Source organism: Salipiger abyssi, assembly GCF_001975705.1.
Classification (GTDB): Bacteria; Pseudomonadota; Alphaproteobacteria; order Rhodobacterales; family Rhodobacteraceae; genus Salipiger; species Salipiger abyssi.
This window is the reverse complement of the sequence record NZ_CP015091.1, coordinates 144,227-157,298: the sequence shown is the minus strand read 5'-3', so window position 1 is coordinate 157,298 and position 13,072 is coordinate 144,227. Positions and strand designations below refer to the sequence as shown.

At 63.2% G+C, this 13,072-nt stretch carries 12 protein-coding genes; 3 read left to right on the top strand and 9 right to left on the bottom strand.

Annotated elements, in window-relative coordinates; translation table 11 throughout:
* Positions 1-110 precede the first annotated feature (110 nt).
* The 7 genes from Ga0080574_RS02230 to Ga0080574_RS02200 all read right to left on the bottom strand — a co-directional run bounded on the left by Ga0080574_RS02230 (position 111) and on the right by Ga0080574_RS02200 (position 7,351).
* Entirely contained in the window at positions 111-1,142 is a 1,032-nt protein-coding gene (locus tag Ga0080574_RS02230) for a branched-chain amino acid ABC transporter permease (RefSeq protein ID WP_076694888.1), read from the bottom strand.
* A 1-nt stretch (position 1,143) separates the two neighbouring features.
* A complete protein-coding gene (locus Ga0080574_RS02225) occupies positions 1,144-2,013 on the bottom strand; it encodes a branched-chain amino acid ABC transporter permease (RefSeq protein WP_076694886.1) in 870 nt (289 codons plus the stop codon).
* Complete coding sequence (locus Ga0080574_RS02220; protein ID WP_076694884.1) at positions 2,013-2,687, bottom strand: ABC transporter ATP-binding protein; 675 nt, start codon at positions 2,685-2,687, stop codon at positions 2,013-2,015. The genes Ga0080574_RS02225 and Ga0080574_RS02220 overlap by 1 nt, the downstream gene beginning before the upstream one ends.
* On the bottom strand, positions 2,680-3,402 hold the full coding sequence (locus tag Ga0080574_RS02215) for an ABC transporter ATP-binding protein (protein WP_076694882.1): 723 nt from the start codon (positions 3,400-3,402) through the stop codon (positions 2,680-2,682). The genes Ga0080574_RS02220 and Ga0080574_RS02215 overlap by 8 nt, the downstream gene beginning before the upstream one ends.
* 71 nt (positions 3,403-3,473) lie before the next feature.
* The gene (locus Ga0080574_RS02210; protein WP_076694879.1) at positions 3,474-4,664 is read right to left on the bottom strand and encodes an ABC transporter substrate-binding protein; all 1,191 of its coding nucleotides are present in this window, start codon (positions 4,662-4,664) and stop codon (positions 3,474-3,476) included.
* Between the two features lie 68 nt (positions 4,665-4,732).
* The gene (locus Ga0080574_RS02205; RefSeq protein WP_076694876.1) at positions 4,733-5,953 is read right to left on the bottom strand and encodes a M24 family metallopeptidase; all 1,221 of its coding nucleotides are present in this window, start codon (positions 5,951-5,953) and stop codon (positions 4,733-4,735) included.
* A 12-nt stretch (positions 5,954-5,965) separates the two neighbouring features.
* On the bottom strand, positions 5,966-7,351 hold the full coding sequence (locus Ga0080574_RS02200; RefSeq protein ID WP_076694874.1) for an amidase: 1,386 nt from the start codon (positions 7,349-7,351) through the stop codon (positions 5,966-5,968).
* 158 nt (positions 7,352-7,509) lie between these two features.
* Here Ga0080574_RS02200 and Ga0080574_RS02195 point away from each other — a divergent pair, with 158 nt between their 5' ends.
* The gene (locus Ga0080574_RS02195) at positions 7,510-8,526 is read left to right on the top strand and encodes a LuxR C-terminal-related transcriptional regulator (RefSeq protein ID WP_198039716.1); all 1,017 of its coding nucleotides are present in this window, start codon (positions 7,510-7,512) and stop codon (positions 8,524-8,526) included.
* 21 nt (positions 8,527-8,547) lie between these two features.
* Here the strand turns inward: Ga0080574_RS02195 and Ga0080574_RS02190 are convergent, their stop codons facing one another.
* A complete protein-coding gene (locus tag Ga0080574_RS02190) occupies positions 8,548-9,120 on the bottom strand; it encodes a cupin domain-containing protein (RefSeq protein ID WP_076694868.1) in 573 nt (190 codons plus the stop codon).
* Positions 9,121-9,267: 147 nt separating this feature from the next.
* Between Ga0080574_RS02190 and Ga0080574_RS02185 the strand changes: the two genes are divergently transcribed.
* Positions 9,268-10,545, top strand: a complete 1,278-nt coding sequence (locus Ga0080574_RS02185) for a 4-aminobutyrate--2-oxoglutarate transaminase (RefSeq protein ID WP_076694865.1) — start codon at positions 9,268-9,270, stop codon at positions 10,543-10,545.
* 1 nt (position 10,546) lies between these two features.
* Complete coding sequence (locus tag Ga0080574_RS02180; RefSeq protein ID WP_076694862.1) at positions 10,547-12,016, top strand: NAD-dependent succinate-semialdehyde dehydrogenase; 1,470 nt, start codon at positions 10,547-10,549, stop codon at positions 12,014-12,016.
* Between the two features lie 81 nt (positions 12,017-12,097).
* Here Ga0080574_RS02180 and Ga0080574_RS02175 read toward each other — a convergent pair whose 3' ends face one another.
* Positions 12,098-13,054, bottom strand: a complete 957-nt coding sequence (locus tag Ga0080574_RS02175) for a LysR family transcriptional regulator (RefSeq protein ID WP_076694859.1) — start codon at positions 13,052-13,054, stop codon at positions 12,098-12,100.
* Between the last annotated feature and the right edge of the window lie 18 nt (positions 13,055-13,072).

The window sequence follows — 13,072 nt, the reverse complement described above, 5'->3', positions numbered from 1 at the left end:
CAAGGAGGCCATGATACACAGAGCCGGTCACGAAAGCCGACGCGGGGGCGTCTGACCCGTGACATGATCCCCGAAAACGCCTTGGTTTCTGGAGATCAGGGGATCCGCAACTATGTCGGGTCGGCAGAAGACGCTCTCTTCTTCATCCGTCCGGAGAGGAAGCCGCCGAGACCGTCCGGGAGGAAGATCACGGACCCGATGACGATCAGCCCCAGCGCGACCAGCCGGTAGCTGTCGAAACTGCGAAGCACTTCATTGCCGATGACGACGACACAGACACCGAGCAACGCGCCGGGAAACCGTCCCATGCCCCCGATGGCGAGCATCACCATGGCCATCAGGAAGAACTCCGTCCCGAGGATGCGCGGCGTCACCACGGCGGTGTAATGCGCATAGAACGCGCCGGCAAAGGCGGTGATGGCAGCCGAGATCGCAAAGGCGGCGATCTGATACCGGCGCCCGTTCACGCCGAGCGCCTCGGAAAAGGCCGGCGCGTCGCGCATCGCCAGAAGCGCCAGGCCGAACCTGCTGCGCAGTACGACGAAATAGATCAGGTAGATGCAGATCACGGCGACGATCAGGGCCATGAGGAACCAGGCCTGTTTGTCGATCGCATAGAACGTCTGCCCGAACAGCGAGATCGGCGGCAGGCCCAGAATACCCGTGCTGCCCCCCGTCCCGAGACCCCGTGTCTGTTGCAGGATCGACGGCAGCGCGAGATGCACCGCAAAGGTGAAGAGGGCCACGTATTCGCCCTTGAGGCGGGCGCTCGGAATGGCGATCAGTGCGCCGAAAAGCCCGCCGATCCCCGCGGCGAGCGGGATTGCGGCGAGTGCGGGCAGCCCGCCCGACACCGACAGCATCGCGCTGCCATAGGCACCGACGGCGAAAAACACGAGCTGAGCGTAGTTGAAGACACCGGCATAGCCGATCAGAAGATCCCACCCCGCGATGACCGCGCTCCATATGCAGATCAGGATCAGGATATGGAACACGTAGTTTTCGCCGATCACGAGCCCTGCAGCGAGAAACGCCATCGCGCAGCCGAGAAACGCCAGGCTGTCGCGGAGATAGTGGGCGCCCGTGAACCGCGAGCTCAGGCCGGCGGGTCTGGACCGGCTGTCTTGTATCGGTTTTGTCATCTCAGTTCTCCCATACCCCCAAGAGGCCCTTCGGCCGTGTCATCAGGACGATCATCAGCACGATGAGCCAGGCCGGCATCGCCCAGCCCGGCCCCACGGAGGCAACGACGATGGCCTCCAGAAACGCCAGGATGAACGCCGCGAGCATGGCGCCCCGCGTGCTTCCCAGCCCGCCGAAGACGACGATCACGAAGGCTTTCAGAAAAGGCGACCAGCCGCCGGTCGGCGAAATCTGAAAGACCGGCGCCAGCAGAATGCCCGCCGCCCCGGTCAGCACGACCGACAGGCCGAGGGCCAGACCGAAGACACGGTTCACATTGATCCCGACCTGCGCCGCCGCCTGAAGATCCTGCGACACCGCCTGAACGGATTTCCCCGCCCGCGTGCGCGCCAGGAACAGCTCCAGCAGCACCACGAGCAGGACCGAGATGCCGACAAGGGCAATCTTGTAGAGCGAGACCGTCGTCCCGCCGATGGAGACGCCGCCCTCGATAAAGGCGGGAATGGTCTTGGTTTTCGGCCCGAAGAGGAGCTGCAACCCGTTCTCGATCACGAAGGCCAGCCCGAGCGTGACCATGATTGCGTTGACCTGCCAGTTCGTATGGCGCCGGAGCGGGCGGATGATGCCCGCCTCAAGGGCCACGCCGATACAGAAGAGCAGCGGCAGGGACGCGGCGAATGCGAGGCCAAAGGACAGGCCCGGGCCGCCATACATCAGGAACCACGCGATATAGCCGCCAAGGGTGTAAAGCGCACCATGGGCGAAATTGAGAATGCGGGACGTGCCATAGACGAGCGACAGCCCCATCGCGATCACGCAGTAGACAGCACCCTGTGTCGTACCGCTGATCAGGATTTCGACGATGTTCATCACTGCAACTCCCCGAATGCCGAAAGATCGCCCTGGGCAATCACACCCTCTTCGATCACGTAGCTCCGGCTTATATGTCCGGTCAGCAGCGCCGCGTTCTGCTCGACCAGCAGGATGGTCATCCCGGCCCTGTTCAGGTCGTGGATCGTTTCCATCATCTGCGCCGTCAGGTTCGGCGCGAGCCCGAGAGACGGCTCGTCGATGACCAGAAGATGCGGCTTCGACATGAGCCCGCGCCCCAGCGCAACCATCTGCGCCTCGCCGCCGCTGAGATGGCGGCAAAGCTGATGCCGGCGCTCCTCCAGACGCGGATAAAGCGCAAAGACCTGATCCAGCGTCTTTTCGCGGCATTTCCAAGCGCGGGTGTTGAACGCGCCGAGCATGAGGTTGTCGAGCACCGTCATGTCGCGGAAAAGCCGCCGGTCTTCGGCGACGTAGACAAGACCGCGCTGCACCAGCTCCGTCGATGCAAGCCGGGTGATGTCGGACCCCTCATAGCGGACAGTCCCGCTCTGGATTGGCAGCAGGCCGCACAGGGCTTTCAGCAGGGTGCTCTTGCCATGGCCATTGGCGCCGAGGACGGCGACCATTTCGCCCTTTTCGACCTTCAGCGAAACGTCGTGCAGCACATGAAAGTCGCCATAGCTGACATTGATCCTGTCAACTTCAAGCATCGTGTTTCTTCCCGAGGTAGATTTCGACAACATGGTCGTCGTTGAGCACGACGGAGGGCCGGTCGAGGCAGACGAACTTGCCGAAATTGATGATCAGAATACGGTCGGCGATCTCGGCAAGCGCGCGGGTCTTGTGTTCGACCATGACGACGGTGACACCGAATGCCTGCCGGCAGCGGTCGATCATCCGCACGAAGCGCTTGATCTCGTCCGCGTTCAGACCGCCAAGCGGCTCATCCATGAAAACGATCCGCGGACCCGTCGCGAGGGCGGCGCCAAGCATGATCGCCTTGCGCGTCAGCAGATCCACCGTCCCGGCATCGGCGCCGAGCACATCGCCCAGCCCGGCGATCTCGACAATGGCGTCGAAATCATGCCTGTGGCTGCCGCCGAAACTCCGGCCCACCAGCAGGTTCTCGGCCACGGTCAGCGACGAAATGACCGTCGGAATCTGAAAGGTCATCGCGATGCCCCTGGAGCATCTCGAATGGCGCGGCAGGGCGGTGATGTCCTGCCCGTCGAGCAGCACGCTCCCGGATGTCGGGCAGAGCCCGCCGGTACAGACATTGAGCAGCGTGCTCTTGCCCGCGCCGTTCGGTCCCGCGACGCCGAGCACTTCGCCCGCGTCGATATCGAAAGACAGATCGGACAGGGCCTGGAAGGACCCGAACCGCATTCCGACCGCTTTCAGCGACATGATATGATTTGACGTCATTTGATCCCCTCCGGCAGACATCGACGCGCGGGCGCCGGCCCGTCAGATGCGGGCCGGCGCCACGAAACACGTCACTCCGCGGCGGTTACCGGCGCAACGACCTCGTCGCCGATGACAACCGGTACGCGTTTGCCATCCTGGATCTGGAACAGCTGGGCCGGCTGGGTCTCGGCGCTGGAGTCGATGAAGTTGCGGTCGTTGAAGGCATAGGTGCCGGCGATCCCGTCGAAATCGAGCGCTCCGATCTGCTCTGCAACAGCCGCGAAATCGCGGTCGTCGCCAACGGCTTCGACAGCGGCGGCCCAAAGATGGACCATATCGTAAACCGCAGCGGCGAGGCTGACCGGAGGTTCCGCATTATAGGCGTCCATCCACTCCTGTTCGAAAGCCGCGCCCGCCTCGTCGGTGCCGTGTGCGTTCAGGGTGAAGGTAAAGACCCCCTCCGCCTGCCCCTGGGCAATCGCGTCATCGACACCGGGGGTCGCACCGATATAGCCGATATTGAGCGCCGCGCCCGGAACCGGATCCAGCGCGAGCTGCGACATGAAGGTCGTGGCAACCGACGGGTCGAGCGCCTCGAAATGGATCAGGCCGGGCTTGGCGTCGTTCAGCTTGCCGATGACATTGGTCCACTCGACCGTATCGTAGGGCACTTCCTGTTCATAAACGACGGTCCATCCCGCCGCTTCCGCCGCCTCTGCCATGCCCTTGGCGACATTGATGTCCCATTCGTAATCGCCATGCACGAGCGCGAGGGTTTCGGAGGGGAAGTCGTAGCCGCTCGCAAGCATCTGCTCGAAGACGATGCGCCCGTAATTCACGTCGATATCCGAGGCGTTGAAAATGGCGCCGCAATTCATCCGCTCGGCAAGATCGACCACGCTGCTGACGGCATCGTTGTGGATGTAGGGGATGCCATAGGGGCAGAATGCCGGGATATCCGGCCCCATGCCGCCATAGCCGTTGATGAGCACGCTCACCTCGTCGCGTTCGATCAGATTGGCGGCAGCGGCGGTGAGCTTGTCGGGCGTCAGGTCGCCGATATCGAAGGTGACGACCTCGACCTGCCTGCCCAGCACACCGCCCTCGGCATTCAGATCAGCGGCGGCCAGATCGACCGCCTCTTGCATGGTCTGACCATCGGCGGCGAAATATCCCGTCAAGGGGATGGGGGCGCCGATCTTGATCGTCTCCTGCGCGGCGGCCATCTGAGACATCGCACCGGCGGCGAGCATCGCGCCTGCAAAATAAGTGAGTTTCATGTCGTTTTCCCTGTTGTTTGTGTTTCTGTAAGGCGGACCGGAACCTGCCCGGTCCGCCGGTCCGGGCCTCAGCCCCAGCGCACGCCGTCGCAGGCCGAGGTCAGGATTTCCGCGCCTTCATCGGTCACCAGCACGTCTTCTTCATAGTTGGCAGCGCCAACCCCGAGCTTCGACACCAGCGCCTCGACCGCGATCGTCATGTTCGGCTGAATCACGGTCTGCTCGTCCTCGACGATCCACGGCCCGTCGATCCCGAGGCCGATGGCATGGCCGAAACACGGGAATTGCTGGCTGAAATTGTTGGTCTCGTCCGCCGTGCTTTTGTGGTTGGCAAAGCCGTTGGCATCGAGCCACGCGGTGCCGCGCGTGTAGAGATCGCAGAACCGGGTTTTGCCCGGTTCGATCCCGGCGATGATGTGATGGATCAGCGCGCAGCTGCCTTCGAGCAGCTCTTTCTGCCCGCCATCGGGCTTGCCACCGACAACGGTGGAGCGGGCGAAATCGGTATAATAGCCGAAGACCGGCCCCCAGAGGTCGACATGGACGAGATCACCGGGCTCCAGCGCGCGCTGCACGTTCCAGTGCGGCACGCCTGAGCTGCCCATGTAGTGGATCGCGTTCGGCCCGCTGGCAATGGCGATGTCCTGTTGCGTACCGCCATTGGCCGCCAGCACCGCAAGCCCCGCGCCCACCGCGTCGCCTTCAGTATTGCCCTCGACCAGCGCCGCCATGGTGGCATCCATCCATTTTTTCCCAACGCTGGCGGAGTGCCGCAGCATGGCGATCTCGGACGGGCTCTTGATCAGCCGCAGATGTTCGAGAATATGATCGGCGCTTTCGAACGCGACGGGGCGTCCGGCGGCGGCTTCCAGGCGCTGATGCGCGCTGACCAGATAGGACATCATGCCCACCATCCCGATCCGGCGGTCCAGCAGCCCCATATCGGCCAGAGCCTTGCCGGTGCCCGCAGCCAGATCGAGAGCAAAGCGGACATCGGTCACCTTGATGCGGTCTTCCGGATCGTCGAGATAATCGGTCAGAAGCACCGGCGCGCCGTCCACCGGCAGGATCAGGGCCGCATGGCCCCGGCTGCTCCAGGTTTTCCGGTCGGGCACGCAGGGGAACAGCGACACGAAATTCGTCAGGTAGAAAAGATCGCCATAGGCCTCGACCGAATTGCCGCTGCGCGACCAGATCACCAGCGCGTCGAGACCCGCCTCCTTCGCCATCTGACGGGCGCGCTCGCGCCGGGTTTCGAACTCGGCATCGGGAATATTGGGCAGAGTCACATCTGTCTCCTTTCAGAACATGGGAAGGGGAAGCGGGGGAAAGATCCGTTCGACGGCGCCGGCCAGGGCCAGGGTGCGCTCGTCCTCATAGGCCGGACCGACGATCTGGAGACCGACCGGCAGATCTCCGGACTGCCGCACCGGCATGGATATGGCGGGATGTGCCGACAACATGTTGAAGGGGTGCGTCATGTCGAAGGCATGAAAGCGACCATCTGGCAGATCGTCTTCGAAATCCGCATCGGTCTTGTCTGCGTCGGGGGCGAGGCGCGCCAGCGTGGGACAGAGGAAGGCATCGCAGTGTTCGAAGATACCGGCCATGTCCGCTGCCATGGCCTTCCGCAGACGGTCCGCCTGCATCAGATCCCGCGCCCTGACCGCCTGCCCCTGCGCGAGACAGCGCCGAAGCGGCGCGCCCATCCGGGAGGTGTCTTCGAACTCTTCGGCCATCGCGCAGAGCAGCGCGTTCCAATGCGTGGCCCAGAGATCGTAGACCGCGCGCGTCCAGGGCAGGCGCACTTCGCGGATATCGGCGCCATGCGCGCGCAGGCGGTCCAGAACGGTGTGAAACGTCTCCGAGACCTCCGGAGAGACATCGCAATAGCCAAGATCGACCGACGCGGCGATCCGCAGCCCGCGCAGAGATCCCGGCGCGGCCTCGGTGATACGGAACGGTCGCTTCTGGCTCAGCAGATCCGCCGGAGCGTGCCCGGCGGTCACCGCCATAAAGCTGACGGCATCCTGCACGGAGCCCGCGAGCGGACCGAAATGCGAGATCGTATCGCAAGGCGTGGGAAGAATATCCATCGGGATCCGCCCGAGGCTCGGCTTGAAACCCGCCACCCCACAGGCGGCGGCGGGAATGCGCACGGAGCCCCCCATGTCGGAGCCTTCGGCCAGTGGCACCACACCCGCGGCCACCGCAACGGCGCTGCCACCGGACGACCCGCCGGAGGTCCGCCGACCGTCCCAGGGGTTTCGCGTGACGCCGTAACGCTCTGTCGCGGTAAAGCTGGAAAACGCCAGCTCGGCGGTCGTGGTCCGGGCCAGAACGATGGCGCCGGCCCGCTTCAGGCGAGACACGATCACCGCCTCGCCCGGCGCACCATTTCGCGCCCGCGCCCATGTGCCATATGTCGGGGGATGCCCGGCGATGGGCGTCATATCCTTGATGCAGACTGGGACGCCTTCCAGCGCGCGCATGGGCTTTCCGCCGGCCAGAGCCTCGTCCGCCCGCCGCGCACTTTGCAGCGCCTCCTCCGCAAAGATGCGCGTGAAGGCATTGCAGTGCTTTTGGACCTCTTCAGCCCGCGCCAGCGCATCCTCTACAATCTCCGCAACAGAGCGCTCCCGTTTCAGGAGGGTTTGCTGAATCGTGTGAACGGTATGACGGTGCATTCGGTCCCCGGTTGCGATGCGCTTTGACGCAATCAAGCAAACCCCAGGACGGCGCACATGTGTATGGTGACAACCGTCACCATCGCCGCGGACGGATGATCGGGCATATGCCGGAGGGAGAGAACAGGGCAAGCATGCAAGAGGATGACGACACCGGCATGAAAGACAAACTGGCGATCGACTTTCTCGTGTCGCTCGGCACGGTAATCGCGCGCAGCGGCCAGGATATGTTCTACCCCTCTCTGGCCCGGGAACTGGCCAGTTTCTTCAATACTGACAGATACCTGGTCATTCGCTACGCGATGCACGCAAAGCCGGAATTCCTGTCCAACCATGCCATGGAAGAGGCTGCCGTCTCGCAATATCTGGACCAGTATTACCGGATCGACCCGCTGCTCCGGCGGGTGCGGGAAGGCCGCGTGAACCCCGTCCTGACCTTCGATGAGCTGCGCCGGGGCAGCGCTGATACGTTCTTTTACGACGCCATGTTCCGCACCGCGAACATACGCGACGAGCTGATTTTCATGCTGCCGATCGTCAACGGAGTCTTTGTCGCGATCTGCATTGATCTTTCCTCGCGCACCTTTTCCGAACAGGACATCTTTCGCGCCAAGCTCATCTTCGACACGATCAACATGGTGCATCAGCAACATGTCCGTCTCAGCTTCGTCAATTATGGCGCAACGGATCTGAAGAACTCCGAGATCTCCATGCTGGTGCAGGACCGCAGGGGCCGGGAGATCTTCAGGAACGATTCCTGGAACAGCGCGATCTCTCCGGACATCCGTCATGAGATCGACGCCCTTCTGGGCACGGGCAAATCCGGCGAAGCCGGGATCGGCACGGAATTCATCCTGAAATGGTCGGAACTTTCGGAGACCAACCCGGTCGCGCCGGAAGGAAAGGTTCTGACGGTCGAGCAGAAATCGCCGGGCTATACAGCGCTCGAAGCCGCCGATCTGGTGGACCAGCTTCAGGTGAAATATCAGCTCACCTCGCGGGAACGGCAGATCGTCTCCATGATGGTTCAGGGAGAGCCGAATTCACGCATCGCCGACGCGCTGGAGATCAGTGCCGGAACCGTGCGAAACCACAAGCATCGCCTGTATTACAAGCTCGATATCACCACAGAGCGTGAACTCTTCATCCTGCTCCTGGAGCTTGCCCAGACCTGACCGGCCGGCATGCGCCCGTGTTCAGAAGGTCGGCGGGGTGCAGGCGCTGACCAGCACGCATTTCTCGGGCCCCACCTGGCGAAAGCGATGCGGCGCGCGGCTGTCGAAGTAATAGGCATCTCCCGGCCCGAGGATCTTGCGGTCTTCGCCCACGGTGATCTCGACCCGGCCGGACAGCACAATGCCGCCCTCCTCGCCCTCGTGGCCATACATCACCCGACCGGTATCGGCGCCAAGCTCGTAGGTCTCGTAAAGGATCATCAGCTGACGCCCGAAGAGGCTCGCCCCGACCTGTTTCAGCGACACCTTGCCCTTGCCGATTTCGGTCAGCTCCCCGGCGGCGTAAAAGCTGGTTTTCTCGCGCTCCGGCTCGAAGGCAAAGAACTCCGACAGGCTGATCGGCACGCCATCTAGAATACGCCGCAACGCGCCGACGGACGGGTTCATCTTTCCCGCCTCGATCAGCGAAATCGTCGAGTTGGGCACGCCGGTCTTTTTGGCAAGTGCCCGCTGCGACAGTCCGGCCCGGTCACGCACCGCCCGCAGGCGCAGACCCAACTCGCGTTCCTCGGGCGCGTTGTTAGTATCGTTCATGATAGATCAACATTTCTGTTTCACCATATATAATTCAGTGACTTACATGATTAAAGAAACAGACTTTCGCCAAAAATTCAACGCCATATCCTGCCGCCCACCACAATCGACGGGGCCCTGCCCCCGCTCCAGCCAGGATACGGAACAATGCTGAATGCCGAAATCTCCGCCCGCCGCGACGCCGCCATCTCTCGGGGTGTCGGCATGCAGACGCAGGTCTATGTCGAACGTGCCTCCGGGTCGGAAGTCTGGGACGTCGAGGGCAAGCGCTATATCGACTTTGCCGCCGGGATCGCCGTGGTGAACACCGGCCATTGCCACCCTAAGGCGATGGAGGCGGTGCGCCGCCAATCCGAGGCCTTCACCCATACCTGCCATCAGGTCCTGCCTTACGAGAACTACATCCGGCTGGCCGAACGGCTGAACGACAAGGTGCCCGGCGATTTCGAGAAAAAGACCGTCTTTGTCACCACCGGGGCCGAGGCGGTAGAAAACGCCATCAAGGTCGCCCGCGCCGCCACCGGTCGCAACGCCATCATCGCCTTTGGCGGCGGCTTCCATGGCCGGACCTTCATGGGGATGAGCCTGACGGGCAAGGTCGCCCCCTATAAGAAGGGCTTCGGCGCGATGATGCCCGATGTCTTCCATGTGCCCTTCCCGGTCGAGCTGCATGGCACCTCCACGGTCGATGCGCTGGCGGGGATCGAAAAGCTGTTCAAGGCCGATCTCGACCCCGACCGCGTGGCCGCGATCATCCTTGAGCCGGTGCAGGGCGAGGGTGGCTTCTATCCCGCGCCCGCCGAATTGATGCGCGCCCTGCGCGACTTGTGCGACACCCATGGCATCCTGTTGATCGCGGATGAGGTGCAGACGGGTTTCGCGCGCACCGGTCACCTGTTCGCGATGGAGGGCTATGACGTCGCCGCCGACATCACGACCATGGCCAAAGGTCTGGCCGGGGGCCTGCCGCTTGCCGCGCTCACCGGCCGGGCCGAGATCATGGACGCCGCGGCCCCCGGCGGGCTGGGGGGCACCTATGGCGGCAACCCCCTGGGCATCGCCGCCGCCCATGCGGTGCTGGACGTGATCGAGGAAGAAAACCTCTGCAATCGCGCCAATATCCTTGGATCGCGTCTGAAACAGCGGCTCAACGAAATCCGGTCGCGAGTGCCGGAAATTGTCGATGTGCGCGGCCCCGGTTTCATGGTCGCGGCAGAGTTCAACACCGCCGATGGCAGCGCGCCGAACCCCGAAATGACCAATGCCATTCGCGCTGAAGCGCTCAGACGCGGGCTCGTTCTGCTGACCTGCGGGGTCCACGGCAACGTGATCCGTTTCCTCGCGCCGCTGACCATCCCCGAGGACGTCTTTGCCGAAGCGCTCGACATTCTGGAGGCGTCGATCGACGCTGTGAAAGGGGCCTGAGATGAAAGACCTGATGAATCTGACCCTGAAAGACCCCAGCCTTCTGGAAACCCGCGCCTATGTGAACGGCGCATGGATCGAGGGCGAGGCGCGCTTTGACGTGTTTGATCCCGCGACCGGGAAGCTTGTTGCCTCGGTTGCAGATCTGGATGTGGCTGCAACGGCGCGGGCGGTGGAGGCGGCGCATGCCGCCGGCCCCGGCTGGGCTGCGATGACCGGCAAGGAGCGCGCGGCGATCCTGCGTCGCTGGCACGATCTGATGTTTGAGAACGCGGACGATCTGGCCACGATCCTGACCGCCGAGATGGGCAAGCCCTGGGCGGAGGCGCGTGGAGAGATCCTATATGGCGCCTCCTTTATCGAATGGTTCGCGGAAGAGGCCAAGCGCATCTATGGCGACGTGATCCCCGGCCATCAGCGCGACACCCGGATCATGGTTCTGAAACAGCCCGTGGGTGTCGTCGGCTCCATCACCCCGTGGAATTTCCCCAACGCGATGATCGCGCGCAAGGTCGGCCCTGCTTTGGCCGCCGGCTGCACCTTTGTCGCCCGCCCGGCGGAACTGACGCCGCTATCGGCGCTGTCCATGGCGGTTCTTGCCGAGCGCGCAGGCCTGCCCGCGGGTGTGTTCAACGTCATCCCGTCGACCGATGCCTCGGGCGTCGGCAAAGAGCTTTGCGCAAACACCAAAGTGCGGAAGATCACCTTCACCGGCTCCACCCGCGTGGGCAAAATCCTGATGGAGCAGGCGGCGGGCACGATCAAGAAGATGTCGCTCGAACTCGGCGGCAATGCGCCCTTCATCGTCTTCGACGACGCCGATGTCGATGCAGCGGTCGAGGGCGCCATGATCGCCAAGTTCCGCAATAATGGTCAAACCTGCGTCTGCGCCAACCGGATCTACGTGCAATCCGGCATCTACGACGCCTTTGCCGAAAAGCTGAAGGATGCTGTCCGGCAATTGCATGTCGGCAATGGCTTTGAAGAGGGTGTGACCACCGGCCCGCTGATCAACGAGGCCGCCGTCGCCAAGGTCGAGGCGCATATCGCCGACGCGGTCGGCAAGGGGGCCACGGTCAGCACCGGGGGCGCCCGATCGAACGCCGGCGGTGCCTTCTTTGCGCCGACCGTGCTGACGGGCGTGACCCGCGATATGCTGGTCTGCCGTGAGGAAACCTTTGGCCCGCTGGCGGCCCTCGTCCGGTTCGAAACAGAGGCCGAGGTGATCGACATGGCCAATGACAGCGAATTCGGCCTGGCCGCGTATTTCTACGCCAACGATCTCTCCCGCGTCTGGCGGGTCGCCGAGGCGTTGGAAAGTGGCATGGTCGGCGTGAACACCGGCCTGATCTCGACCGAGGTCGCGCCGTTCGGCGGGATCAAGCAATCGGGCCTCGGGCGCGAGGGATCGAAATACGGCATCGAGGATTTCCTCGAACTGAAGAACGTCTGCTTCGGCGGGATCACATGATCCCGCCACGCATACCGGGAACAGTCCTGACCGGCCTCGGCCAGTATCCGAGCCCGGCATGACCGGGCGGTCTGCCGCACCCTACACCGGGACGCGCATGTCCTTCATGTTCCAGGAACTCATCGGCAGGGACCGGATCTGAGACCGCATCCAGCTATGGCCCTTGTCCAGCTGCTGGCGGCGATGCCAGATCAGCAGAATATCCAGAGGCGCCGTCTCGAACGGCAGCCTGGCCCGCACCAGGCGGGCTTTGGAGCGGACCGGGGCGACGGCCGGCTCCGGCACAGTGGCCAGAAGTGTGGTGCCGGGAAGGATCTCTGACAGCACCGATGTATGCGGCAGTGTCAGGACGATCCGGCGTTGGCCGTCGCAATCCCGCAGAGCCAGATCCACCGGATGCTGATTCAACGGCGTGGCGCGGGGCAGGACATTCACATGCCGCTGCGCGAGATAGAGGTCGAACGGAATGACTTCGCCTTCGGCTACGCCAATCGCTTCGGCATAATCGGCACAAAGCAGCACGGAATAGCTGCAACTGGCGATATGTTCCCGCATGTGCCGATCGGAGATCTCAAGCCGCCCGATGGCGAAATCCGCATAGCCGTATTCGAGCAGGCTCTCGCACTCGTCGAGCGGCGCTTCCAATACCTTGATATCAATATACGGCGCCGACGTCTCGAGCACTTTCATCATCGCGGCGACATAGGTCTCCTCGCCCACATCGGTACACAGCATGGTGAAGGTCCGCTCGGTCTCCAACGGATCGAAGGGCATCCCCTGCCGGATCGAGGTCGAGATTTCCTTGAGCCCCTGTTGAACGGAGCCGGCAATCGACTGGGCCAGCAGGGTGGGCTCCATACCCTGGCGCGTACGGACGAAAAGCTGATCGCCAAGCGCCTGCCGCAGCCGGCTCAATGCGTTGGACACGGTCGGTTGCGTCATGCCGAGCCTGTCCGCAGCTGCGGAAACGCTCTGCTCCTGATATATCGCATCGAATATTTTCAGTAGGTTAAGGTCCAGATTGTTCCAGCTGGTCACGCCGCCCTCCCTGTATTC